Genomic DNA, 24643 nt, shown 5'->3' on the forward strand with positions numbered 1-24643 from the left:
ACTTCTTTCATGACTCATTTAGACTGGCTATATAATAAATTAAAAGTACTAAAATTACTGGGGATTAAAATTGCGATCGACGATTTTGGCACTAGATACGCTTCGCTAAACTATTTACAACAACTACCATTTGATATTTTAAAAATCGATCAGTGCTTCGTGCGCGATGTCGATCGAAATAGCAAAAAACAAGCCATTACTAAAGCAATAATTGACATGGCTCATCAACTAGGTTTAAAAGTAATTGCAGAAGGAGTGGAAACTGAAGGCGAACTGCAATTTCTTCGCCAAAACGGATGTGACGAAATGCAAGGTTACTTATTTAGTCGTCCCGTGCCATTTAGCGATTTTAAAAAGTTAATTAAAAGTAAAGCAATACTATCTATTAAATAACTCCAAAAAATTGTTATTAAAACTTTCTAAGGAATTTGTAACTCTGATAAATACTTGGCACTTTCTTCCGGTAGTGCTGGGTTAATATACATTCCACTGCCTAATTCAAAACCAGCAGTAATTCCCAACCGAGGCACAATGGCAATATACCAATGAAAGTAATTTTTGGCAAACGAATCTGTAGGAAGAGAACGAATAGAATAATTATAATCAGGATTATTTAAACCATAATATAATTTAGCTAACACAGTTTTTAAAGTAAAGGCAAGATCAAAAACTTCTGCATCAGTAATTTCATCAAAAGACGAACTATGACGACGGGGAAAAATCCAAATATGGAAAGGAGAAAGCGCCGCATAAGGAATAAAAGCGACAAAGTGTTCGCTGTTTAAAACGATTCTTTTATTTGCTACTAATTCCTCTTGCAAACTTCGGCAAAACAAACATTCTCCCGTATCATCAAAAAATCGAATTGCTTCCTCAATACGAATCCGAATTTGTGATGGAACAACGGGAGTAGCCGCAATTTGTGAATGGGGATGTTCTAGAGAAGTACCTGCTCTTTCTCCATGATTTTTGAATATAATAATTGCCTTAACTCTGCGATCTTTACTAATTTCTTGATAACGTTGACGATACAGTAAAATAATATTAACTACATCTTCCACAGGTAATAAAGCAGTAGTTAAATCGTGACGAGGATGTTCAATTAATACTTCGTGAACTCCTACTGCTTCCATAGAACGATAAATTCCTTGGAGGTGCATTGTAGGTTCACCTTCAGTTGATAAGGCAGGAAACTTATTAGGAACAGAGCGCACTTTCCAACCATTAGCATCACTAATTCGACCACATTCTATAGGTGTACGTTCCTCATTTCCCGCACAAAATGGACAACTGGGGCTATAGGATGGCAGCGCTGTTTTGGCGGGTTTTGGAGTAACTAACTCATGGGGTCTTTTCGCTCTCTCAGTAGCAATGATTACCCAATCTCTAGTAATTAGGTTAAGTCTGATTTCTGGCATATTTTTAAGATTTGTTTGTTAAATTTGCGATTTGTATTGTGACGGAGAAAAACACTCCAAACCTAAATTATCTCTCAATTTTTATTTAGGCAATAGAGAAGCCCACGACTATTCATCGTGGGACATTGGATTTTAGGATTTTTTCCCCTGATAAGTTTGTCTTCTTAACTCAGATCTTGCACCAAGAGGCAGAGCTTCTATACCAAGAGGCAGAGCCTCTATTTTTCGTTCCCAGGTTGAACCTGGGAACGAGGATCTGGGAGGTTTTACCTCCTTTGAGTGCAAGATCTGAGTTAAGTTATGGCTGCATTGCTTTTTGAAAAGCGGGGCGTTCTGTCACCCGTTTCATATAATCTAAAACAGCTGGATAGGGACTGAGATCGACTTCCTTCAAAATCATTGGAATATAGGCTAACATCGATCCTACTGCTACATCTGCCATAGTAAACTCGTTGCCTAACAGGTAAGGTTGTTTTTCCAAAATGGAGTTTAATGCAGTCATTAAGCGGGGCATTTCTCGATCGCGATTTGCCTCCACGAACACCCCAAGAGACAATGTAGAATTAGCAAACAACACCCACTGAGCCAGCGTCGCTTTATACTCTGGGGAATTCGGCAAATCGCCATACTTTTCTGCTAGATACAACAGAATAGCACCCGACTCCCAAAGTTGAAAATCTCCATCCACAATTGCCGGAACTTTTCCTATTGGGTTAATTGTTAAAAACTCAGGTTTTTTATGTTCCCCATTCTTCATATCTAGTAATACGAACTCAAAAGGAACGTTCAACTCTTCCAAATACCATTTAACAATTCCTGCCCGACTAAAGGCTCCACCGTATAATTTCAACATCTTGGATAAACTCAATAAATCTGCTAAAGTGTTTTGTGTGTATATTCGTGCTGCTTAACATTATCCTCAGTACGGACAATGCGCTGAGAATTTAATACCCGCTTCCGTTCTACAGAATAATTAAAATCATTGCGGGTGGTACCTTGGGGAATATGGGATTGAGCAACCGGACGACTTTTGTAAGTACGCGCAGCTGCGATCGCCCGTTCCGCAAAATCATCACAAAACTGAGCATCGGGAGGAAAATCTGCTGGTAATTGCGGGACATCACTGGGTAAAATCTTCCCCAAGGTAGTCGCACCAGCGAATTGATAAGAAGTAGGAATGCCCTTAATCAAGGCTTCTAGCGCCGCAGAAGGAATCGGTTCCACTACAGAAACTTGATGTACTTCTCCATCGGCTTTTAGAAAGCAAGTCGCTAGTCCTAGAACCACATAATCATCAGCTGACACATCAGGAGCTTTAGCATTCAGGAAAGCGGTTGTCATGGTAATCACATTCAGCAACAAAGATATCCTAACCTTCGGATCTTACCGCGATCGGACAACAACAATACTTTCCCGATTACATACAGTAACACTAGTAAAGATGCTTAATGGAGTTAGAAATTGTACCACTTACAACTACTTCAGGAATCTCGCTGGTTCAATCTGTAGTTTTTACTCAGTGGACAACTGCGAGATTGACCACAGTTTTAATTACTCTCTGAACTAATCACTGCTAATGACAGTCTTATTACTAAAGACACATCTACAAGTGACACAAGAGATAGAGAGATTTTGACTCACAAGTTTCTAGATTGTAAGGTGTGGAACCAAACTTAGCCTAAGCGATTGTAGGGGTCAGATGAACACAAGCTATTTTGTAGATAACCAAGACTGTTTTAAACAGCAAGCCTGCTCAAATGTTCCATCGGCAAACCAGGCTTTTTACCCTAACCGAATTAATTGTCAAAGTCAAGAAGGTAACGCTTCCGTCACGCCAAGTTTGGCATCCACTCAAGTAGAACCAGAAACTAGTCTGCGGAAATTAGCTCAACACAAAATGCTTCAAGGCGATTACTCGGAAGCGATCGCAATTATCACTTGTCTGCTCGATCGCCACCCCGACAACGCCAACGATTACAACAATCGCGGATTTATTCACTATCAAAACGGCGAATTAGATGCCGCCCTAACTGACTATAACAAAGCAATTCAAATTAATCCTGACTTAGCAGCTGCTTACAATAACCGCGCTAACTACTATGCTGCTAAAAAAGAATTAACTAAAGCGATCGCAGATTATGACCGAGCGATCGACCTCAATCCCCTCCACATTCGCGCCTTAATTAATCGGGGCATTACCTTTAGAGAATTAAAACTGTACGATCGCGCCCTAGAAAACTTCGACTTCGCCTTAAGATTGGGACAACTCCAAGGACAAGCTTGGAAAGAACGGGGACGCACTCACCACCTGCGCGGCGACTGGAACTATGCGATCGCCGACTATCGCCGTGCCCTTCCCTTCTTCCCCGAAGGTCGCCAAAAACAGCAAATACAAACCTGGATCGACGAAATCCTCAGCCCCTCTCAGTTTTAGCTGAAAGAGGAAGGGTCGCTCGATTGCTCCCCTTACCCTGTTACTCTCACCAACTCCGAGAAATTAATTCGGATGTTGTTAGTTAATCTATCTCCTGAGTCTCAAAATTATCTTTTTGCAGCAAAACAATCTGACGACGTGCCGGATCGACTAAGTGACTCTGTTCGCGCATAATATTTTTTGCTTGCTGCGGATCGGAGATACGGTTGTAGTCAGCTTGCAAGCGATCGACCCGTTGCTCAGTTTCTTTAACTTCAAACCTAATTTCTTGTAACTTGGTTTGTATCGATCGGTGATAAGGCAATAAATTTACCAAGCTAGAAACTGCTACCCCAGAAATAATTACATTAACTGCTAATTTAACAGTTGTCTCTAAAGTACGTGCGTCTGTTCGCTGAGTTCGTAACTTTCGCACTCTTTGCCGTACAACTTTCGGAGATTGTACGGGTTCCAAGTGTGGTCTTGACGTTTGAATTGCGTTCATGATCCTGAAAGGCTTTTCTCCTAAACTAAAACCAGCTAAGTCGTTAAGGAAATGGGCAACTGACCATTCATACCTAACTGACGATTATGACATTCCCATAATACAAAGTGAAGCTGGCATATCTTGACAGTACAGTAGGAATTCAGCAGCACGGTATATCCTAGCAGTTGAGTGCAGCTAGTACCAGACTGTTTGCACTATTTGAGCCTATCTAAGCAACTCCACAATCAATTACTCAGACACCCTTGCTGCCAATTCCTCCATGTAAATGCCCAGAAACATTCCGTCCTTAGCAGGGTTTTTGAGAGGCAACAGAAAAGACAAGGTATGCCCACTCTCATCTGAAGCTTCCCAAAAACCTCCTTTCCCTAAACGGGGGTTGTTTATTTATAGAGTTCTGTTGCCAGACGGAAAGCGAGAATTCCAGGAATCAACGCTACAACTAGGGCTACGAACACTTGGGTATCAGATATAGACATATTGCTCATCTCCTGATTTAGGGGTTGTTCGTTCACCAATTTCCGTCAAACTGCCCCCTTTTTGGAATACTTTGTAACAAGTCGCAATAAATCGGGATCTGGGGACAAGGGGACAAGGGGACAAGGGGGCAAGGTGACAAGGTGAAAATTGATTTGTTCTCTGCTTCTCTGCTTCTCTGCTCCTCTGCCTTCTCTCCTTTCTTCGGTTAAGATCAGTATAAGATAAGAAAATGATCTCTTTTGTAAGAGATTATGGACTGTTAGCTGTTGATGATAAACTGTCAGGTTTGAGAACTAATTAATGCTAGATCAGATTTTTAACTCTCCTTTTAATGCTGGGATTGAAACGCTCTTTATTTTGGTGATTTTGGTATTTTTAGAGGCGGTGTTATCGGCGGATAATGCGATCGCCTTAGCAGCAATTTCCCAAGGACTCGAAGATAGCAAACTACAACGTCAGGCTTTGAATATAGGTTTGCTAATAGCTTATGTACTTAGAATGGCTTTAATTCTAACAGCTACCTGGGTGACAAAATACTGGCAGTTTGAAGTATTGGGTGGTGCTTATCTACTGTGGCTAGTGTTTCAATATTTTACCTCAAGTGAGGATGAAGAACATCAACATCACGGCCCGAGGTTTCCTTCGGTTTGGCACGCCGTGCCGATGATCGCTTTTACTGATTTAGCTTTTTCTTTGGATAGCGTGACAACTGCGATCGCAGTTTCCAAAGAAACTTGGTTAGTCTTAACAGGTGCTACGATCGGCATCATCACATTGCGATTCATGGCGGGTTTATTCATTCGCTGGCTAGATGAATTTCTCCATTTAGGAGATGCAGGTTATTTCACCGTTGGCATAGTAGGGGTACGTTTACTAGTAAGAGCATATAACCCTGATTTAATTCCCCCAGAATGGGTAATGATTAGTGTGATTGCGCTGTTATTTATTTGGGGATTTTCTAAGCGCAAAGTAACTGAATCTGAAGAATCTGTCGTTGAAAATAAAACTACTGAAGTCAAAGAACAGGAAACTATTCCTCAATAATAAATTTGAATGTGGCAAGTAGTTTAGCCAAGATTATAGAAACCCGGTTTCTCTGAAAAACCGGGTTTCTGATTATCTTTATAACTTATTCTTGTTCTTGTTTCCTTTGCCGATGTTGTTCCAACAACTCAGGAAAATGTTTCAAATCATCAATTGATTTTGGTGCGGGAAACCATGTTTTATTGGGTTGTTGATATATCCTGTCCATCAAAGCATAGAAAGCATCATCATCATCTCGATGTGCTAGTACATATTCCCTTAACTCTTTTCGACTCATAGCTTCAAAGTTAGGTTTCATGTTTCGAGACTCCATTCCCCATCGGGTTTGATCGTTAACATTGTTTCTTCACCTGCTAAGAAGGACACATTATTAGTGCGTTCGTCGATGCGGATTATGTAAATTGGTAGATACATTTTAGTTGCCCAATAGCTCAGAATAAAGCAACTGAGCATTTGTTCGGTTGTGGGAATATTTTTGACTCCTTAACTCTTGGTACTTTTGATTTTATACAAGATGGCTAGACTAATTTTATATTAGGGTGTCTGGATCTATTCCTAGCGATCGCAATCTCTCCGCCAAAATTTCCGCCCTTCTTTCTGCTTGTTCTGCACGATTTTCTGCTACAAAAGCTCTTTCTTCTGCTGTTAAAAACCTCTCACCTTGTTGATTATACCAAAACAACCATTCTCGATTTATCCCTTGATAAACTGCCGTTTCTCTACCAATTCCTAAACCGATTTCAGGCATCCAAACGGGATTACCGGGCAACAAATCATAAACCCCATTAATTAATTTAAAAACTTCTAAACGGGGTTTTCTGCGCCGTCGAGGATTGTAAACTGCATAGTACAAAACTCCTAATTCAGCATACTTATCTTTCTTAGTTGTTAACTCACCTCGGTAAGTTTGGGAGATAACTTCTAAGACGAAAATTGGTACTTGCTTTTCTTCCCAAAGGGTGTAACTTAAGCGTAAATCTTCATCGATACAACGCTCAACACCTAAACTAAGAAAACCATCAGGTACGATCGCACTTTGTTCAGGATGATAGTAAATTCCCATATCAACACCGAAAAACCAATCCTGACGATTTCCCCAAATTAAAGCTAATATCGCTTTCAGTAAACCCGGAATTAAATCTTGTAATTCATTATCCACAGGAGTATCATCAGAATCGGGTAAATCTTCCGCCGAAGGCCAATGCAGTTTAGGGTCGTATTGAAACATAAAATATACTCCCCAATTAATGATTAATAAAAATTTAGCCAAATTTCAAGACTAAAGTCCTGACAACAAACCACGTTGTTAATTTTAACAACAAAAAAAGCCACCGAAAACTCGATGGCTCAAAAGTGAAAATCAACTAAAATTATTCGTGCAACCAAGGAGTAATTGTGGGTTGCCAACTTACCAATTCTTCATCCTTGAACCAAAGACCAATTTCGTAAGTTGCGGTTTCTGGCGCATCGGAACCATGAATTAAATTACGTCCAACATTAATTCCCAAATCACCGCGAATTGTTCCAGGTTCAGCATTTAGTGGGTTGGTAGCACCAATAAGTTTACGTGCAGAAGCAATTACCCCTTCGCCTTCCCAAACCATTGCTACTACAGGGCCAGAGGTAATAAAATCAACTAAGCTGGGGAAAAATGGTCTTTCCTTATGTACGCCGTAGTGTTGTTCTGCGAGTTCGCGGCTGACATTGACCAGTTTTAAACCTACTAAGGTGAAACCTTTGGTTTCTAAGCGACGGATGATTTCACCTACTAGTGCTCGCTGTACGCCATCGGGTTTGATTGCTAAAAATGTGCGTTCCACTAAAATATTTGCTCCCAAACATTGTCTACCGCTTAGTATCGTAAAACTTTCTGAGGTTAAATTTTTATTAATTTCGGATTGGTGAGATAACTCGACAAGCTTGGTGAGGAAATTAGCCAACTACTTGGTAGCCAATACGTTAAACTGTCTATTCGGTAGTTGTTGTAGGGGCTAGAACTATGGGGGCTTACTCACGGGCTGAAGATACCACTGTCGAAGAAAAAGGTCAATCTTCAGCGTTAGCACAATTAGAAACTAAGGGTATGCCACTGGTGGCTAGAGAAGTAACTAGACAGTGGACGATCGAAGATAGCGAAGCATTATATCGAATTGAAGGTTGGGGTCAGCCTTATTTTTCTATTAATGCGGCTGGTCATATTACAGTTTCGCCTAAAGGTGAGCGTGGTGGTTCGCTGGATTTATTTGAATTAGTAAATGCTCTGAAACAGCGTAACTTAGCTTTGCCGTTAATGATTCGGTTTTCGGATATTTTAGAAGATAGGATTGAACGGTTAAACGCTTGCTTTGCGAAAGCGATCGCACGTTACAACTACCCAGGCACTTACAAGGGTGTCTATCCGGTAAAATGCAACCAACAACGCCACTTAATTGAAGATTTGGTTACTTTTGGCAAACCGCATCAATTTGGCTTGGAGGCGGGTTCTAAGCCGGAATTAATGATTGCTTTAGCGATGTTGGATACTCCAGGTGCTTTGATTATTTGCAATGGTTACAAAGACCGGGAATACATCGAAACGGCAATGTTAGCCCAGCGTTTAGGACAAACTCCGATTATTGTTTTAGAACAAACTGAAGAAGTCGATTTGGTAATTAACGCTGCCAAAAATTTGGGGATTCAACCCATTGTCGGAGTGCGTGCTAAATTGAGTACTCAAGGTGTTGGTCGTTGGGGAACTTCTACTGGCGATCGAGCTAAATTTGGCTTAACTATTCCTGAAATTATTCAGGTGGTAGATAAGTTTCGGGAAGCTGATTTGTTAAATTCTTTGCAGTTGCTACACTTTCATATTGGTTCGCAAATTTCAGCGATTCAAGTAATTAAAGATGCTATCCAAGAAGCCAGCAAAATTTATGTGGAGTTGGCGCGGTTGGGTGCAGATATGAAATATCTTGATGTCGGTGGTGGTTTGGCAGTAGATTATGACGGTTCGCAAACTAATTTCTATGCGTCCAAAAACTACAATATGCAAAACTATGCCTATGATATTGTGGCAGAGTTGAAGGACGCTTGCGCCGAACATAATATTTCTGTTCCGACTTTGGTGAGTGAAAGTGGTAGGGCGATCGCTTCTCATCAATCAGTTTTGATTTTTGATGTTCTTGGTAGTAGCGATGTTCCCGTTGATGAACCAGAACCACCCCAAGAAGGAGAACCGCCAATTATTTGGAATCTTTGGGAAACCTATCAATCTATTAATTCCGACAATTACCAAGAAGCTTATCACGATGCTACTCAATTTAAAGAAGAAGCGATTAGTCGGTTTAATTTAGGCATTTTGCGACTGGCAGAAAGAGCTAGAGTGGAGAGGATGTACTGGGCTTGTTGTCGAAAAATTGTGAAGCTGACTAGAGAGCAAGATTACGTTCCTGATGAGTTGGAAGACTTGGAAAAAATTATGGCTTCCATCTATTATGTGAATATGTCAGTTTTTCAATCGGCACCTGATTGTTGGGCGATCGATCAATTATTCCCAATTTTGCCGATTCATCGTTTAGTTGAAGAACCGACAGAAAGAGCAATTTTGGCAGATTTGACTTGTGATAGTGATGGCAAGATCGATCGCTTTATCGACCTCCGAGATGTAAAATCAGTGCTAGAACTTCATTCCTTAAAATCAGAAGAACCTTACTATTTAGGAATGTTCCTTAATGGCGCATACCAAGAAATTATGGGTTCTCTACATAATTTGTTCGGCGATACTAACGCCGTTCACATCAAACTCACCCCCAAAGGCTACCAAATTGAGCACGTAGTTAAGGGTGACACGATGAAAGAAGTTCTCGGTTATGTCCAGTACGATGTAGAAGATTTAGTTGAAAAAATTCGCCGTCGTTCTGAACAAGCTTTGCAAGAAAAACGCATCACCTTGCAAGAATCTCAACTGTTACTGCAAAATTACGAACGCAGTCTCAGTCGGTACACTTATTTAGTGGATTAAGAGATGGGGAGATGGGGAGATGGGGAGATGGGGGAATGGGGAGATGGGGGAATGGGGAGATGGGGAGATGGGGAGATGGGGGAATGGGGAGATGGGGAGAGATCTGGATCTAGAAATTCTCCCCACCTCCCTACCTCCCCACCTCCCTACCTCCCTACCTCCCTACCTCCCCACCTCCCTACCTCCCTACCTCCCTACCTCCCTACCTCCCTTACCGAGTTTCGATTCCCAGAACTTCTGCGATCGCTTGTCGTTCGATCGCACTCATAGAAGGAGGTTCTTGACGAGTATCAGTAATCAACCAGTCTAAAGCTGCGGCTTGAACGTCGATCGAAGCACCTGTTTTATCAATACAGTAACGACCGAACACCAGCTTATCTACTAGTTGCACCCCTTCTCCCAAACGAGAGTATTCAAAAATAATACTGTTATCTACAGTTGCACCTTTACAAACCCAGCAATTAGGGCCGATCATAGTTGGGCCAACAATTTTGGCTCCATCTTCAATGCGACTCATGCTACCAACATAAACAGGCCCTTTAATATCAATTTTGTCCCAATTTGCTGCCACATTTAAGCCTGTGAAAACACCAGGGCGTACTTGATGTCCGGGAATAGAAACATTTTTCACTTTTCCCAACAATACATCTCGAATTGCCCGCCAATAGTCGGGAACTTTTCCAATATCTACCCATTGGAAATCCATTGGTACTGCGTAGAAAGGAGCATCCATTTCTACCAATTTAGGGAACAATTGACTACCCAAATCATACTCAATACCTGAAGGGATATACTGCAAAACTTCCGGTTCAAAAATGTAAATACCTGTGTTGATATTGGTGCTGAGAGCTTCTTCTACTTTTGGCTTTTCTTGGAAAGCTTTAATTTTGCCATTTTCATCGGTAACAACAACACCGTAACTGATAACTTCTTCTTTGGGTACAGATTTCATCACTACTGTAGCGATCGCACCCTTCGACCTATGCCATTTCACCGCTTCCGTCAAATCCAAATCGATCAAAGCATCGCCGCACAATACCACAAAAGTATCATCAAAGAAAGGGTAAAAATCTTGAATGCGTTTAATTCCGCCTGCTGAACCGATCGCCTCTCCCACTAACTTACCATCATCAATTCTTCCTTCAAAAGAATAGCCAATTTGTACCCCAAATCGCTGACCATCACGGAAATAGTTTTCAATCTCATCCGCCAAATGGCTCACATTGACCATTATTTCGTTAAAACCATGCAGCCGCAGCAACTCAACTAAAAACTCCATCACAGGCTTTTGCAAAATCGGAATTAAAGGTTTGGGGATAGTATACGTAATCGGACGAACGCGAGTACCCTTACCTGCTGCCAGAATCATGGCTTTCATAAATATCTTTACCTCAAACAACAGTCAGTATAAATTGGTTACTTGTCAGAACTTATTTATTCATTGTCTTGCTTCATTCATCAATTGTCACTTGTTTGGGGATTATTCCTCAGTCAATGAGGTTGACTCATGCTCTTTAACCTCTACCAAAGTGCGAATTTTCAAGTCTTGGTAGAATTCCTCTTGAACTAACTCTACCTTGGACTGAGCCGAGAGCATCAACAAAGCCCAGAAAACGTTTACTCGTTCATTGATCAACTCCTGGGGTGAAGGACAATTCACAGACAATTCTGCTGCTTCCCCATTTAAACCCACAGATCGATCGCCATCATCAGCCGCAGCAGCAAGCTGTGCCGCAATCTCTGTAGATACCTCTACATCTCCCTGTTTTCTTTGCCACCATAACTCCACTAGTCGGTCTAAATTCAACCAATTGTCATCTTCCCCATCTTCTGACCAATATGTAGCGAGTAAATGTTCCAATTGCGCCGTCACTTCCACTGAATTTTCTTCATTCACCAAATCCATAGCCACGCGCATAGCTTGAGCGCGTGACTGGGAACGCAAGGCATGAGAACGAACTTTTGGCGGTTTTTTCTCAATTGCTGCTGCCACTAACCGCAATTGATCGATTAACTCCTGTAGAGTTACCCGCCGTCGAGCAGGTGGGGCTGGGGTCGGTCGTCGGCGTAATTGACGCTCTAAATTCCTTGGTAATAAAGGATTACCCCAATTATCCAATGCCACAATTTCTGATTCTTCTTCTGCATCAACTTCGGCGGCAGATAATTCCAGTGCTTCTAGTGTTTTAGCTTTGAGTAACACCAACAAAGAGGCATCTAAAAACGCTTGTCCAGATTGTGTTAAGTCAGCTTCACAAGAACCGGAACGGTTATCACTTATAGCTGCTAACTGACTTAACACTAAATCAATTACTTGAATTACCTGGACATCCCAAGGGTCTATTTCCCCACGTTCTGCGAGGTCAATTAACAGGGAAATGGCGCTAATCTCACGCACGGGCTTGGTTTCTGAAGTTGGAGAAACTGCCATGCTTTTACCCAAATACTTCTTAATCTACTTTACAGATGATGTCTGCATTGTTTCCACATTTCCGTCAGAGGTTTCTACTTCGGGTGAGGTGGCGGGTGGTAGCTTGAGTGGTTCTTTGGGAGTTTCAGTTTTATATTGTTCCAGGTCTTTTTCTAATGCTTGAATCCGCTGGTCTTTTTCCCGCATCATCCGGGCAGTTTTGCGGCTTTCTAGTAGCACAAGCAAGCGAAACCAAATGCTAGAAAGCAATGCTAACAAAGCTCCTACACCGATCGCCACAAATAACGCCACACATAAGTTTGTCTGTAGTTCGATTTGTGGAGCTATATGAATCGTTACAGGCTGAGTATTTTCTAAGCTAAATAATACTAAGGCTAGGGAAAAGGTAAAAATAATCAGAAGACTAATAAATCGCATTGCACAACTCCTTGTAGTACGAAAAAATAGGATAACGGGCAGGGGAGCAGGGGGGCAGGGGAGCAGGGGAGCAGGGGGGCAGGGGAGCAGGGGAGCAGGGGAGCAGGGGAGCAGGGGAGCAGGGGAGCAGGGGGGCAGAGGGGCACAGGAATAGAGAAGAAATAAATTTTCTCCTTGTCCCCTTGCCTCCTTGTCCTAACAGTCCCCAAGTCTCCACTTTCAACTTTACTCTTTGTTTTGGCTTAATTAGCAGAAAATCAGGAGCAGACGACGGCACAATGAAAAAGGGAAAATAAATTATTATGCTAATTTTTCTATCTATACTGTGGATGATTTTCTCTGGCTTGACCGGATTCGATTTGACGATCGCCTCGCTGTAGGCGAAAAGGCGTTTTACTTAAGCCATCTAACTCACAGGGGTTATCCGGTAATTCCTGGTTTTGTGGTTAAGGCTCCCGTATTGCGTCTATTTCTGGCTTCTATTGAATGGTTAGACCCATTTTTTGCTGATTTAGCCAATTCTGCTCTCCATTTGGATGTAGATAATCCGCGACAATTGCAATTAGTCGCTCAACATATTCGACGGGAAATTGTGGCTACGGCATTGCCAGAAAAATGGTTGGATGATTTGGTGGCTGTTTGTCGTAATTTACCGGGAAATGCCTTGATTTTTCGCCCTTCTTTGGCTTTACCAGCGCAGGTGGGCGATTCTTCAGCGAATTTTTCTGGGTTGTGGGAAAGTCATGTTTGTGGTTTGTCGCCAGAGGCGATCGCTAATGCGGTAAAACGAACTTGGGCGGAGTTATTCCGCGCTAGAAGTTTACTATATTGGCAGCGTCTCGGTATCCAACTCCCAAAAATTAATATGGCAATCTTAGTTCAACCGCTACAAAACTGTTTGGCTAGTGGTTGGCTACAAACGGGGAATTTTCTTTCTCAACCTACAACCAGAAATGGGTCTTCTAAATGGCAGATTCAGGCTACTTGGGGGTTGGAGATGTCTTTAATGAAGGGTGAAGTTTTACCGGATTTTTATGAGATCGAACCAGAAAATAGTGCGATCGTCAACCAAAAACTGGGGGTAAAGACTTTAGCTTATCGGTTGCTGGAAAGTTCGCACTCGTCAGTTGAGGCAAGATGGAATCAAGTAGCTGTTAATCCGCCTCTACAGGTTTATTTACCAAGTGAGGAAGCACAAAAACAGTATGTTTTGTCAGCTAATGATTTGCAAAGTTTGGTGCAGTTGGGACATCAATTAACTGCTGAATTAGGGATGGCTTTGTCTATGGGTTGGATGCTGGTAGTTAATGAGTCTGAGGTTAGGGAGTCTAAATTTTATCTTACGCAAATTCAAAGTTACGATCGGCGAAATGAAGGTTTTTCTATTTCTCAGGGAAGTCTGTCAGAGGAGGAAAAAACCAGAAATTCGTTCTTAGCTGCTGATTCGGCTTTTGTGGAGCGAGATTTACCTGCTAAACCTGTTACTAGTCAAGTTTTTAAAGGTTTAGGGGCGGCTGGGGGTAGGGCGATCGCTAAAGCCCAAGTAGTAACTGATTTCCCTACCCAAGATTGGCATACTTTTCCATCTGGGGAAATTTTAATTTTGAAACATCTACGTCCAGATTGGCTACCTTTGTTGCGAAAGTCAGCTGGAGTTGTGGCGGAACAGGGGGGAATGACTTGCCATGCGGCAATTATTGCTAGAGAATTGGGAATCCCAGCTGTTGTTGGTGTGTCTGGTGCGACGAGATTAATCGAAACTGGTATGTTTTTGCTGGTGGATGGCGATCGGGGCGAGATACATTTAGACAGGGAACAGGGATTAAAGTTAAAGAAACAGCAAAATAGGAGCAGAGCATCTATTGTGGATTTAGGGGATCGGGAAAGATTCCAAATGATGAATTTACCATCGCTAATGGCAACTAAATTGATGGTAAATCTGAGTCAACCAAGCACTATTGAACGTGCAGCTAATTTACCTGTTGATGGTGTAGGTTTGTTACGTTCGGAGTTGATGTTATTGGAAGTTTTGGAAGGACAACATCCTCATCGGTGGCTGAATTCTGGACAAAAGGAACAACTATTAGCAAGATTGACGGAAACTGTTTGTCAGTTTGCCAGTGCTTTTGCTCCTCGTCCGGTTTTTTATCGTTCTTTAGATTGGCGATCGCACGAGTTCCAAAATGCTTTCCCCCAATCTAATAAAGAAGTTAATCCGATGCTAGGAATGCGGGGTACTTTTGCTTATCTGCAAGACCCAACTTTTTTTGATTTGGAATTAGAAGTGTTGCAAAAAGTTTTGCAATCAGGTTACAGTAATGTTAATCTAATTCTGCCTTTTGTTCGCACTGTGGAAGAGTTTGCTTTTTGTCGTCGTCGCATTACCGAATTTGGTCTGTTTTCTACTACACAATTTCAACTTTGGATCATGGCAGAAGTTCCTTCTGTGCTGTTTTTAATCCCAGATTATGTGAAAGCAGGTTGTATGGGAATTTCTATTGGTACTAATGATTTGACGCAACTTTTACTGGGTGTCGATCGCGACAAAGCGGAAATGGCAACTGCTTTTGACGAACGTCATCCCGCTGTTATGCAAGCAATTCAGCAATTAATTTATCAGGCTAAAAAAGCTGGTATTCCCTGCTCTATTTGTGGTCAAGCACCTGCTCAATATCCAGAGTTAATTGAGAATTTAGTGAATTGGGGAATTTCTTCGATTTCTGTGAGTTTGGATGCGGTGGAATTTGCTCATAATGCGATCGTCCGGGCGGAACAACGCTTAATTTTAGAAGCCGCTAGACAACAGTTGGGAACAACTGAAGAACCGTTTTAAATTTTAAGTTTTTCCCTTTTATTTACCGTAGGATGCCTGTATCTTTACGCACATAGATTCCAAATGAGAAGGCTTTGGCTCGTTCCTAAACTCATTTGGTAATTTTATTTTCTCTTAATTATAAATTTGCCTTAAATTACATAACTTTTTATAAAAAAAAACTGTCCAAGGATAGAGTTTTAACATATTATAGTTCATAGTTCTAGAATAATTAAAAATAAATTTGTAACAAAATAATTATGCCGGACGATTCTACATCAACAGAATTGCTGCAAGAAATCGCTCAATTGCGCCAGCGAATTGCAGAACTAGAAGGTGCTGCAAGCATACACTTGCAGACAGAACGAGAAATGGAAGAATCACGGGATTACCTCCAGAACATTATTGATACGGTGCGAGAACCATTGGTCATTCTTGATGGCAGTCTCCAGGTAATTTCAGCCGGACGATCGTTTTATGAGTTGTTTCAAGTCACCGCAGAAGAAACTCTAGGTAGACAGATCTACGAATTGGGCAATCGTCAGTGGGATATTCCGATTCTGCGTCAATTGCTGGAAGATATTTTGTCCAGTAATTCCTCCTTTGATGATTTTGAAGTGGAACATGAGTTTGAGAGTTTAGGATTGCGCTCCTTACTGCTGAACGCTCGCAAAGTCTATCGTCCAGCAAATCAATCTCAATTAATCCTGTTGGCGATGGAGGATGTTACGGAAAAAAAACGAGCTCAAGAAAGGCTAACTCGTCAGTCTCAGGAACTTTTGGAGATTTCCACGCCGATTTTGCAAATTATGGCAGGAGTTGTAGTAGCACCTTTGATCGGGACGCTAGACAGTCAGCGGGCACAAAGATTTACTGAAGTGTTGCTCGATCGAGTGGTGGAAACTCGATCGGACATAGCATTGGTAGATATTACCGGAGTACCCACAGTTGACACGCAAACGGCACATCATTTGATCGAATCTATCAGTGCTGTGAAGTTATTAGGGGCGCAAGTGATTTTAACTGGAGTCAGCCCCGCGATCGCGCAAACAGTAGTGCAACTGGGAATCGATCTCTCAGATATTTTAACCCGATCGTCCTTAGTAGCAGGGTTACGAGTGGCAATGAACTTGCTGAATTTGAAGATCGTTCAGCAGGATAAAGGGGTTTGAGGAGGCGATTGGATGTCAACAAGAGGGGTATCCGTTGTTAAGGTGCGCGATGTTTTGCTGGTGACAATCCCTGCCGATCCAGACGATTTTACCCTGCATGAAATGCAGGAACAAGTCTTAGATGCAATGGAACAGCATCAAGCAAAGGGACTGATTATCGACATTTCTGCGATCGAAACACTGGATTCTTTTTTTGCTCGTACCATTGCGGAAACGGGACAAATGATTCGCCTGATGGGTGGTGCGACTGTCATTGCCGGAATGCGTCCTAGAGTTGCCATGACTACAACTCAACTAGGATTGACCTTTAGCGGAATTATAACTGCCCTGAATGTCGATCGAGCTTTGGACTTGCTTGATGCCTCGGTTGGACAGGGGGAGAGATGATGATAGAGCAACAATCTGGACAAGTACCGATCGCCGGGGAAAGTGACATTATTATTGTGCGGCAATTTGTTCGCGATCGAGCGAGAGATTTAGGCTTTGGCATCACCGATGTCACCCGAATTGTCACCGCTGCTTCCGAGTTAACGCGCAATATCTATCTTTATGCCGGAACAGGAGTTTTAACTTGGCGAGAGTTGCGCCAACGGAGTCGGGTGGGAATTGAACTGATCTTTGCCGATCGAGGTCCGGGAATTAGCAACATTGACGAAGCGATGGAGGTGGGTTTTTCTACAAAAGGATTGTTGGGTTTAGGGTTGCCAGGGGTCAAGAAACTGATGGATGAAATGGAAATTAAATCGGAAGTAGGGAAAGGAACTACAGTTGTGGTTCGGAAATGGTTGAGGAATTAATTTCACTTACCTTGGTGCCGGACTTGCAGTTAATAGGAGAAATCTGTGACAAAGACAACACCTCAGCGAATTCAGGTTTCTCACTCTAGCGATAGTAGTGTGGCACGTCAGGCTGCTAAAGAACTTGCTCAAGCGATCGGTTTTGAGCCGATCCAATGCGAAGAGATCGTTCTGGTAGTCAGCGAACTGGCAACTAACCTGTTACAACACGCTAAAGAAGGAACGCTGGTGCTGATGCAGATTGAGGATCGCATCCGTCGGGGTATCCAGATTGAATCGATCGATCGCGGTTGTGGCATTCCTGATATTGAACTGGCGATCGCAGATGGTTTCTCTAGCGTCGGTAATCTGGGGCACGGATTGGGCACAGTAAACCGACTGATGGATGAATTTTACATCACTTCCCAGACCTCTGTGAATCCGGGAACTTACATTTTATGTAAACGCTGGTTGCGGCAGGAAACTTTTTCTAGAGATTGCCCCTTAGAGTTTGGGGTTGCCTCTCGTCCCTATCCCGGTATGACTTTGAATGGCGATGCTTTTACGATCAAACGCTGGGAACAAAGCACACTAGTTGCGGTAATTGATGGGTTGGGACATGGGCAATATGCTCATCGGGCGGCTCGTACTGCTCAGGATTACATTAACCGTCATTACGATCAACCAATCCCGGAACTATTTCGGGGAGTGGGTCGTGCCTGTCGTGCGACTCGTGGGGTGGTGATGGCGATCGCTCGCTTCGACTGGGGACAAAGCAAGCTCACCTTTGCTAGTGTGGGTAATATTGAAGCTCGTGTCATTAATAGTCCCACTCCCGTTAGGTTTCTAATTCGTCGAGGAATTATCGGCAATAATGCGCCTAGTCCAAATGTTACAGAACATCCTTGGCGAAATCATTACATTCTGATACTCCACACCGACGGATTAGTGACTCATTGGCAATGGGATAGTTTTTCGCAGTTCGGACATCTTTCAGCGACTCGGATCGCTCAGGAATTATTGCGATCGCTGGCAAAAGATAACGACGACGCGACTGTTATCGTAGTCAAAGGAGTTCTACCATGACTGGAGATAAGTTGTTTACTTCTCTAACAGGTGCTCAAATGCTAATTAATCGACTGCAAGGAGAATTATCAATTGCCAGCAATGAGTTTGTCGCCTTATTGCTGGAGTTAGAAACTTATATGGATCAATTGCGAAGTGCGAATCAGCACATGGCGCAGGTAATCGCAGAACGTCGCGAGATGGAAAAGGTTCTTTTAGCCAGCGAGTCTCGGTTTCGGGCATTGGTGGAGCAAGGTTCAGATATAATTATGCTGCTCAATCGTCGCGGGAAATGTACTTATATCAGTCCTTCTGTGGAGCGAGTGTTGGGCTATCGTCCGGCTGATATTGAAGGGTTTAGAGTCCTTTCTTACGTCCATCCTACGGATCGGCAGCGAATTCAGCAAGACTTTTTCACCTGTATGGGAAGTCCGGCTGTGGAGATTCCCCTGTCTTGTCGGGTGCAGTCTGCTAGAGGTAATTGGCGATATGTTTCTGGTGTAGCTTGTAATCGCCTGAACGATCCGGCAACTTATGCGATCGTAATTAATATACGAGATGTCACCGAACGCCATCAAGCAGATGCTCAAATTTGTTACTTGAATCGATCGCTAGAGCGAAAAATCAAGGAACGAACTGCTCAACTTCAGCTTGCTTATGATTTTGAGGCAACTTTGAAGCGAATTACCGATAAAGTTCGTGACAGTCTGGATGAAGCGCAAATTATGCAAACGGCTGTGGAAGAGTTGGTAAAAGCAATTCCGGGAAGTAGTTGTACTGCTTCTATTTACGATCTCGATCGCAGAGTAGCGTTTATCGGCTATGAATACACTTTATCGCCTTGTTCTTACCGGGGAAGATCGCTGGATATGAATGCCTATCCAGAGTTGTACGAGCAAATACTTCAAGGGCAAACCTTTCAGTTATGTTCGCTCAATCCTAACCCAGAACGCGGTCAGGTGGCAATGTTAATTCAACCGATTTCGGACGATGAAAATGTGTTGGGTGATTTGTGGTTGGTAAATCAGGTATCCTACTGTTTTAGCGAACAGGATATCAAGTTGGTGCAGCAAGTTGCTAATCAATGCGCGATCGCCCTTCGACAATCTCGACTTTATCAAACTTCTCAAGCACAGGTGGTAGAATTAGAGCGTTTGAATCGAATGAAAGATGATTTTTTGAATACTGTTTCCCATGAGTTGCGAACTCCAATGGCACATATCCAAATGGCATCTCAGATGTTAACTGTGCAATTGCAAGCTTTGGAAAATTATGGGGGTGATAATATTCATCGTTATATGCAAATTCTGGAGTACGAATGCGATCGAGAATTGAGTTTAATTGATGATTTGCTAGATATGGCACGCTTGGAAGTTAACGCTGATGATGATGTTCTGGAATTGATGCCCATTCAGTTACAAATCTATATTCCGGTAATTGCAGAATCATTTCAAGAACGGGTCCGCAATCAGCAGCAACAATTAATTATTGAAATTCCTGCTGATCTGCCTCCTCTGAATACTTACGAAAAATATTTAAATCGGATTTTAACTGAATTGTTGAATAATGCCTGCAAATACACTCCACCTGAAGAACGGATTGTTGTTTCGGCAAGGTCGATCGCAGTTGAGACGGTAGCACCAGATGAAGCAACTAATTTGTCTCCACCAAGGCAATTGCTATTTCTACAAATTCGAGTTACTAATACTGGTGTGGAGATTCCGTTGGAAGAGCGCGATCGGATCTTTGAAAAGTTTTATCGCATTCCCAGCAATGACCCTTGGAAACATGGGGGAACTGGTTTAGGATTGGCATTAGTGAAAAAGCTTGCAGAACGTCTCAAGTGTAATATCCAGTTGGAAAGCGAACAACTGCAAACTTCCTTTGTTTTGCAATTTTCTCTTAATTCTTAGTTATCGGCTAGAAAGAGATTACTGATTATTTACTTGCTTTATTCTCAGGATAATTCCCAAAGTTACTTGTTTCATTATCCAATATAAAATTGTTAAAATCATAAACATAAAACTCATGATTATTATTGGTTTTTTACCAATCAAATCATAGATTAAACTATTAATTAAATCCGGTAATTCAGTGATGATGTGCCAGCTATTAAATCGGAGAAATCTTCCTAAATAAACCCCGATCGCACAAAGAGCATGGATAACCAACTCAACAGTAACAATCTGTGGTTGTTGCCAACCTTGACTTTTTAAGAATTTGGCTAAGTTAATGACAGACAACACATAAGCTGTAAAACCAATCAATGTAAATAGCAAGTATTGAGGAAACAAAACTAAAAAAATCATCCAAGTTGAATCATTTTCTTTAATGTTTTCAATTAAATGAATTAAATCTGTTAAAACGTAGGGAGCATTCGGTAAAAAAGCCATGAAAACTAAAAATCCTACACCCCAAACTAAGGAATTTAATTTATACTGCCCAGTTGAAAATCGAGGCAAAATAAATAAAATTACACTTAAGACTAACGGTATCAAAGCTAAAAATAAATTCCACGCCATCCAATCGAAGTTTTCTAAAAAAAGTTGCCACGCAGAATGAATTTGACTAATAAATGCAGATCTCATGGTTCAGCTGGTTTCCATAAGTTACTTACCAAACTTATTTTAGATCCCCGATTTATGCAAGAAGCCGGAGATCTGAACGGTTCTTATAAGTAAATTTTATAGTCTAAGTATTCTGTCTTGGAGCCTTCACTCTTTACAGTTTGAGCAACAGGAAATTAAGTGGGTTAGGCTGTCGATTATGCGATCGCTCTCCATTGGCATAATCTCATTTCCATGCAGCACTTCTTGGGATAGCGTAAAGTGAATTAATGAGCCTAAAAATATTCTCGCTGTGGCTTCGGGATCGGGAATTTTTAACTCTGGATGCTCGGTTAAATATTGCGTTAATGTTTCTAATCCTGGTTTGGCAATATTTTGAGCAAAAGTTTTAGCTAAACTAGGAAATCTCGCTGATTCTCCTATCACTAATCGCACAAAAGTCATGTACTCTGGATCGTTAGACATCTGATAAATTAATGCTTTGGCTAATTTTCGTAACAGGATTTTTGGTTCATCAGATAATGTCAAGTTTCCCATAATTAGCTGAAACTTTTTCTTTGCTAATCTCTCTACTAAGGTGACAAATAACCCTTCTTTGTCCTGAAAGTGGCTGTAAACTGTCGCTTTGGAAACTCCCGCTGTCTTTGCTACTCGATCCATGCTTGTTGCGGTGAAGCCTTGCGCTAAAAACTCTTGCATCGCTCCTTGAAGTATCTGCTCTCTCTTATCGTTCACTTCTTCTATGGGTACGGCTTTACTCAGTCTTTTATTCATCCTTTCCCCACTGGTGTTGGTTCCTTGCATTCTTAAATCATCCCACCTTGTTTATTATCTGAAATTTTTTCCAGGACACTTGACTATATTATACTAAACAGTTTAGTATAGCAGTAGCAAAACTAAACGGTTTAGTTCTAAAGCAGGTAAGAGGTACCAAATGCTTGTAGATTCAGGTAAATCCAAGTCTGGATTAGGCTTTCTAGAAAAATTACTTCCTAAAAATGCTTTGGCGATGGCTACAGCAGCCACTCTGTTAGTCGCTGGGACTAGTGCTTACACAATTTGGCGGTTTCAGTCTTCCGAGTCCGAAGTTTCCCAAGCGCCAGTGGTGGTAGTTCCCCAAATCAAGACGGTGACGGCTTTGGGACGTTTGGAACCACAAGGGGAAGTTTTGACGGTTTCTGCGCCTGTGTCGGCTGAGGGTAGCCGGGTTGAGCAAATGTTGGTGAAACAGGGAGATAGGGTGAAGGCGGGACAGGAGATGGCGATTTTGGACAGTCGCGATCGCCTAGCCGCATCTTTACTACAAGCGCAAGAGCAAGTAAAAGTAACACAAGCTAATTTAGAGAAAGTGTTAGCGGGAGCAAAAAAAGGCGAAGTTGAGGCGCAAAAAGCGACAATTGCCCGAATTAATGCCGAAAGAGAGAATGAAATCGCTGCACAAAAGGCAACAATTGCCAGAATTAATGCTGAAAGAGAGAGTGAAATTGCAGCGCAAAGAGCAACAATTGCCAGAATTAATGCTGAAAGAGAGAGCGAAATTGCGGCGCAAAAAGCGACAATTGCGCGGTTAGAAGCGGAACTTCGCAATGCTCAAACCGAGTACAAACGCTATGAATTGTTATATAAAGATGGAGCAATTTCGGCTTCAGCTAAAGATAGTAAAAGTTTAACTTTAGCTGCTGCTGAAGCGAGAGTGAAAGAGGCGCAAGCTAATTTAAATCGGATTGAAGCATCGAAGTTTGAACAATTAAAAGAAGCCGAAGCTAACTTAACTAAAATTACCTCAGCGAAAGCCCAACAATTGAAGGAAGCAGAAGCTAATTTACAGCGAATTACTGTGGGGAAACAAGAACAAATAAATGAGGCAAAAGCGACTTTAGAAAGAATAGCCGAAGTTCGCCCAGTCGATGTGCAAATTGCCAAAGCGGAAGTGAGTCAAGCGGAAGCAGCAGTAAAAAGGGCGCAGGCAAATTTAGAGACTGCTTATGTGCGATCGCCCCGTGATGCCCAAATCTTAAAAGTTCACACAAACGCCGGGGAATTAATTAGTAATGAAGGCATTGTTGAATTGGGAGAGACCGATCGAATGTATGCAGTTGCCGAAGTTTACGAAAGCGATATTAGCAAAGTTAAACTGGGGCAAAAAGTGTTAGTAAAAAGTGACTCCCTAACCGAAGAATTGCCCGGAACAGTGGAACGAATTGGCTTACAAGTCAAAAAGCAAAACGTAGTTAATACTGACCCTTCAGCAAACATTGATAACCGAGTCGTAGAAGTGCGAATTAAACTCGATGACGCAGCAAGTAAAAAAGTAGCCGGACTAACTAACTTACAAGTAAACGTGGAGATTCAACTATGATCGGTTTTATCCAACAAGTTCGCCGCCGCATTCCTCTAGGTTGGCTACAATTAACCAAACAAAAAAGCCGTTTATGGGTAGCAATTTCAGGAGTAGCTTTTGCCGACGTTTTAATGATGATGCAATTAGGTTTTCAAACCGCTTTGTATGACAGTAACACCAGATTGCATCAACATTTAGATACAGACTTAGTACTAGTCAATCCCCAAGGGCGGAATTTGATTAATATGTCTACATTTCCCCGCCGACGTTTGTATCAATCAATGAGTGTAGAGGGGGTAAAATCAGCCGATCCGCTTTATATAAATATGGGGAATTGGAAAAACCCAGAAACCCAAAAAGAAACCAACGTTTTAGTATTAGGATTTAACCCGAATAAACCAGCTTTTGACTTACCCGAATTGCAGCAGAATTTACATCTAATTAAAATGCCAGATACGATGTTATTCGATGAAGCTGCAAGAGGAACATATCAAGGAACAATTGCCAAAGTTTCCCAAGGTGAAACGGTTAACACTGAGTTAGAAAGACGGAAAATTAACATTAGTGGATTGTATAAAATTGGCGCTTCTTTCGCTGCTGATGGCAGTTTAATGACTAGCGATCAAAACTTTTTAATGTTGTTTCCCAGAAAGTCAGCTTCTAGCGTTAACATTGGCTTAATTGAGTTAGAACCAGGCTACGATCCTCAGCAAGTTGCCACATCTTTAAAAGCTTATTTGCCGGGTGATGTCAAAGTGTTAACTAAAGAAGAATTTGTCGAATTTGAAAAAGATTATTGGTCTAAAAATACTGCCATTGGTTTTGTCTTTAGTTTAGGCGTAACAATGGGATTTTTGGTAGGGGTAATTATTGTTTATCAAGTACTTTCGACTGATGTGAACGATCATATCGGAGAATACGCCACTTTTAAAGCAATGGGATACAGTCATGCTTACTTTTTAGGTGTGGTATTTGAAGAAGCGATAATATTAGCAATTCTCGGATTTGTTCCGGGGGTAGCTGTGTCTTTGGGAATGTATCGTTTAACCAGAGTTGCGACAAATTTACCTATGTATATGACCATTGCTAGGGCTTTACAAGTGCTAATTTTAACGATAATTATGTGTGCTATTTCTGGGGTAATTGCTACCCGGAAATTACAAGCTGCCGATCCTGCGGATATGTTTTAATTAGGAGTTGAA

General features: G+C 41.8%; 26 protein-coding genes. 12 read left to right on the forward strand and 14 right to left on the reverse strand.

What is annotated here, in order from left to right:
* Window positions 1-9: 9 nt before the first annotated feature.
* Window positions 10-393 (forward strand): EAL domain-containing protein, encoded by a 384-nt coding sequence (locus ACE1CA_RS18230; protein WP_486517436.1) that lies wholly within the window; start codon window positions 10-12, stop codon window positions 391-393.
* 26 nt (window positions 394-419) lie between these two features.
* Here ACE1CA_RS18230 and galT read toward each other — a convergent pair whose 3' ends face one another.
* The 3 genes from galT to ACE1CA_RS18245 all read right to left on the reverse strand — a co-directional run bounded on the left by galT (window position 420) and on the right by ACE1CA_RS18245 (window position 2759).
* A complete protein-coding gene (gene galT, locus ACE1CA_RS18235) occupies window positions 420-1418 on the reverse strand; it encodes a galactose-1-phosphate uridylyltransferase (RefSeq protein WP_413275795.1) in 999 nt (332 codons plus the stop codon).
* A gap of 298 nt (window positions 1419-1716) precedes the next feature.
* Complete coding sequence (locus ACE1CA_RS18240) at window positions 1717-2271, reverse strand: glutathione S-transferase family protein (protein WP_413275796.1); 555 nt, start codon at window positions 2269-2271, stop codon at window positions 1717-1719.
* Between the two features lie 23 nt (window positions 2272-2294).
* On the reverse strand, window positions 2295-2759 hold the full coding sequence (locus ACE1CA_RS18245; protein ID WP_413275797.1) for a hypothetical protein: 465 nt from the start codon (window positions 2757-2759) through the stop codon (window positions 2295-2297).
* A 358-nt stretch (window positions 2760-3117) separates the two neighbouring features.
* Here ACE1CA_RS18245 and ACE1CA_RS18250 point away from each other — a divergent pair, with 358 nt between their 5' ends.
* Complete coding sequence (locus ACE1CA_RS18250; RefSeq protein ID WP_413275798.1) at window positions 3118-3852, forward strand: tetratricopeptide repeat protein; 735 nt, start codon at window positions 3118-3120, stop codon at window positions 3850-3852.
* 82 nt (window positions 3853-3934) lie between these two features.
* Here the strand turns inward: ACE1CA_RS18250 and ACE1CA_RS18255 are convergent, their stop codons facing one another.
* Window positions 3935-4336 (reverse strand): slr1601 family putative cell division protein, encoded by a 402-nt coding sequence (locus ACE1CA_RS18255; RefSeq protein ID WP_413275799.1) that lies wholly within the window; start codon window positions 4334-4336, stop codon window positions 3935-3937.
* A gap of 383 nt (window positions 4337-4719) precedes the next feature.
* Complete coding sequence (psaM, locus tag ACE1CA_RS18260; protein ID WP_073596774.1) at window positions 4720-4815, reverse strand: photosystem I reaction center subunit XII; 96 nt, start codon at window positions 4813-4815, stop codon at window positions 4720-4722.
* A 301-nt stretch (window positions 4816-5116) separates the two neighbouring features.
* Here psaM and ACE1CA_RS18265 point away from each other — a divergent pair, with 301 nt between their 5' ends.
* Entirely contained in the window at window positions 5117-5860 is a 744-nt protein-coding gene (locus ACE1CA_RS18265; protein ID WP_413275800.1) for a TerC family protein, read from the forward strand.
* 85 nt (window positions 5861-5945) lie between these two features.
* Here ACE1CA_RS18265 and ACE1CA_RS18270 read toward each other — a convergent pair whose 3' ends face one another.
* The 4 genes from ACE1CA_RS18270 to ndk form a co-directional block, all read right to left on the reverse strand.
* Window positions 5946-6158 (reverse strand): DUF6887 family protein, encoded by a 213-nt coding sequence (locus tag ACE1CA_RS18270; protein ID WP_413275801.1) that lies wholly within the window; start codon window positions 6156-6158, stop codon window positions 5946-5948.
* Entirely contained in the window at window positions 6155-6274 is a 120-nt protein-coding gene (locus tag ACE1CA_RS18275; protein WP_486517437.1) for a DUF6888 family protein, read from the reverse strand. The genes ACE1CA_RS18270 and ACE1CA_RS18275 overlap by 4 nt, the downstream gene beginning before the upstream one ends.
* A gap of 115 nt (window positions 6275-6389) precedes the next feature.
* Entirely contained in the window at window positions 6390-7088 is a 699-nt protein-coding gene (locus ACE1CA_RS18280) for a Uma2 family endonuclease (protein ID WP_413275802.1), read from the reverse strand.
* 142 nt (window positions 7089-7230) lie between these two features.
* Window positions 7231-7680 (reverse strand): nucleoside-diphosphate kinase, encoded by a 450-nt coding sequence (gene ndk / locus ACE1CA_RS18285; RefSeq protein ID WP_413275804.1) that lies wholly within the window; start codon window positions 7678-7680, stop codon window positions 7231-7233.
* A gap of 179 nt (window positions 7681-7859) precedes the next feature.
* Between ndk and speA the strand changes: the two genes are divergently transcribed.
* Window positions 7860-9860, forward strand: coding sequence for a biosynthetic arginine decarboxylase (gene speA / locus ACE1CA_RS18290; RefSeq protein WP_459563548.1), 2001 nt, complete (start codon window positions 7860-7862; stop codon window positions 9858-9860).
* A gap of 211 nt (window positions 9861-10071) precedes the next feature.
* Here the strand turns inward: speA and ACE1CA_RS18295 are convergent, their stop codons facing one another.
* The 3 genes from ACE1CA_RS18295 to ACE1CA_RS18305 all read right to left on the reverse strand — a co-directional run bounded on the left by ACE1CA_RS18295 (window position 10072) and on the right by ACE1CA_RS18305 (window position 12708).
* Window positions 10072-11238, reverse strand: coding sequence for a nucleotidyltransferase family protein (locus ACE1CA_RS18295; RefSeq protein WP_413276650.1), 1167 nt, complete (start codon window positions 11236-11238; stop codon window positions 10072-10074).
* Between the two features lie 102 nt (window positions 11239-11340).
* The gene (locus tag ACE1CA_RS18300; protein WP_413276649.1) at window positions 11341-12291 is read right to left on the reverse strand and encodes a segregation/condensation protein A; all 951 of its coding nucleotides are present in this window, start codon (window positions 12289-12291) and stop codon (window positions 11341-11343) included.
* A 24-nt stretch (window positions 12292-12315) separates the two neighbouring features.
* Window positions 12316-12708, reverse strand: a complete 393-nt coding sequence (locus ACE1CA_RS18305; RefSeq protein ID WP_413276648.1) for a lipopolysaccharide assembly protein LapA domain-containing protein — start codon at window positions 12706-12708, stop codon at window positions 12316-12318.
* Window positions 12709-13033: 325 nt separating this feature from the next.
* Between ACE1CA_RS18305 and ACE1CA_RS18310 the strand changes: the two genes are divergently transcribed.
* From ACE1CA_RS18310 to ACE1CA_RS18335, 6 genes are all read left to right on the forward strand, one after another.
* The gene (locus ACE1CA_RS18310; protein WP_413280985.1) at window positions 13034-15541 is read left to right on the forward strand and encodes a putative PEP-binding protein; all 2508 of its coding nucleotides are present in this window, start codon (window positions 13034-13036) and stop codon (window positions 15539-15541) included.
* 239 nt (window positions 15542-15780) lie between these two features.
* Window positions 15781-16692 (forward strand): STAS domain-containing protein, encoded by a 912-nt coding sequence (locus ACE1CA_RS18315; protein WP_413280986.1) that lies wholly within the window; start codon window positions 15781-15783, stop codon window positions 16690-16692.
* A 12-nt stretch (window positions 16693-16704) separates the two neighbouring features.
* Entirely contained in the window at window positions 16705-17079 is a 375-nt protein-coding gene (locus ACE1CA_RS18320) for an STAS domain-containing protein (protein ID WP_413280987.1), read from the forward strand.
* Window positions 17076-17489, forward strand: coding sequence for an anti-sigma regulatory factor (locus tag ACE1CA_RS18325; RefSeq protein ID WP_413280988.1), 414 nt, complete (start codon window positions 17076-17078; stop codon window positions 17487-17489). Before ACE1CA_RS18320 ends, ACE1CA_RS18325 begins: the two co-directional genes overlap by 4 nt.
* A gap of 45 nt (window positions 17490-17534) precedes the next feature.
* A complete protein-coding gene (locus tag ACE1CA_RS18330; protein ID WP_413280989.1) occupies window positions 17535-18554 on the forward strand; it encodes an ATP-binding protein in 1020 nt (339 codons plus the stop codon).
* Window positions 18551-20446 carry a sensor histidine kinase gene (locus ACE1CA_RS18335; RefSeq protein ID WP_413280990.1) on the forward strand — a complete coding sequence of 632 codons (1896 nt, stop codon included), beginning with the start codon at window positions 18551-18553 and terminating at the stop codon, window positions 20444-20446. Before ACE1CA_RS18330 ends, ACE1CA_RS18335 begins: the two co-directional genes overlap by 4 nt.
* A gap of 18 nt (window positions 20447-20464) precedes the next feature.
* On the opposite strand, the gene ACE1CA_RS18340 is transcribed toward ACE1CA_RS18335, so the two are convergent.
* Both ACE1CA_RS18340 and ACE1CA_RS18345 read right to left on the reverse strand, forming a co-directional pair.
* The gene (locus ACE1CA_RS18340) at window positions 20465-21121 is read right to left on the reverse strand and encodes a DUF1361 domain-containing protein (RefSeq protein WP_413280991.1); all 657 of its coding nucleotides are present in this window, start codon (window positions 21119-21121) and stop codon (window positions 20465-20467) included.
* A gap of 126 nt (window positions 21122-21247) precedes the next feature.
* Window positions 21248-21874 carry a TetR/AcrR family transcriptional regulator gene (locus ACE1CA_RS18345; protein WP_413280992.1) on the reverse strand — a complete coding sequence of 209 codons (627 nt, stop codon included), beginning with the start codon at window positions 21872-21874 and terminating at the stop codon, window positions 21248-21250.
* A gap of 160 nt (window positions 21875-22034) precedes the next feature.
* Here ACE1CA_RS18345 and ACE1CA_RS18350 point away from each other — a divergent pair, with 160 nt between their 5' ends.
* Window positions 22035-23459, forward strand: coding sequence for an ABC exporter membrane fusion protein (locus ACE1CA_RS18350; RefSeq protein WP_413280993.1), 1425 nt, complete (start codon window positions 22035-22037; stop codon window positions 23457-23459).
* Window positions 23456-24631: an ABC transporter permease DevC gene (gene devC, locus ACE1CA_RS18355; RefSeq protein WP_413280994.1), complete on the forward strand. Its 1176-nt coding sequence runs from the start codon at window positions 23456-23458 to the stop codon at window positions 24629-24631. The genes ACE1CA_RS18350 and devC overlap by 4 nt, the downstream gene beginning before the upstream one ends.
* The last annotated feature ends 12 nt before the right edge of the window (window positions 24632-24643 follow it).

This window comes from Floridaenema evergladense BLCC-F167, from assembly GCF_041929205.2.
GTDB classification, from domain to species: domain Bacteria; phylum Cyanobacteriota; class Cyanobacteriia; order Cyanobacteriales; family Aerosakkonemataceae; genus Floridanema; species Floridanema evergladense.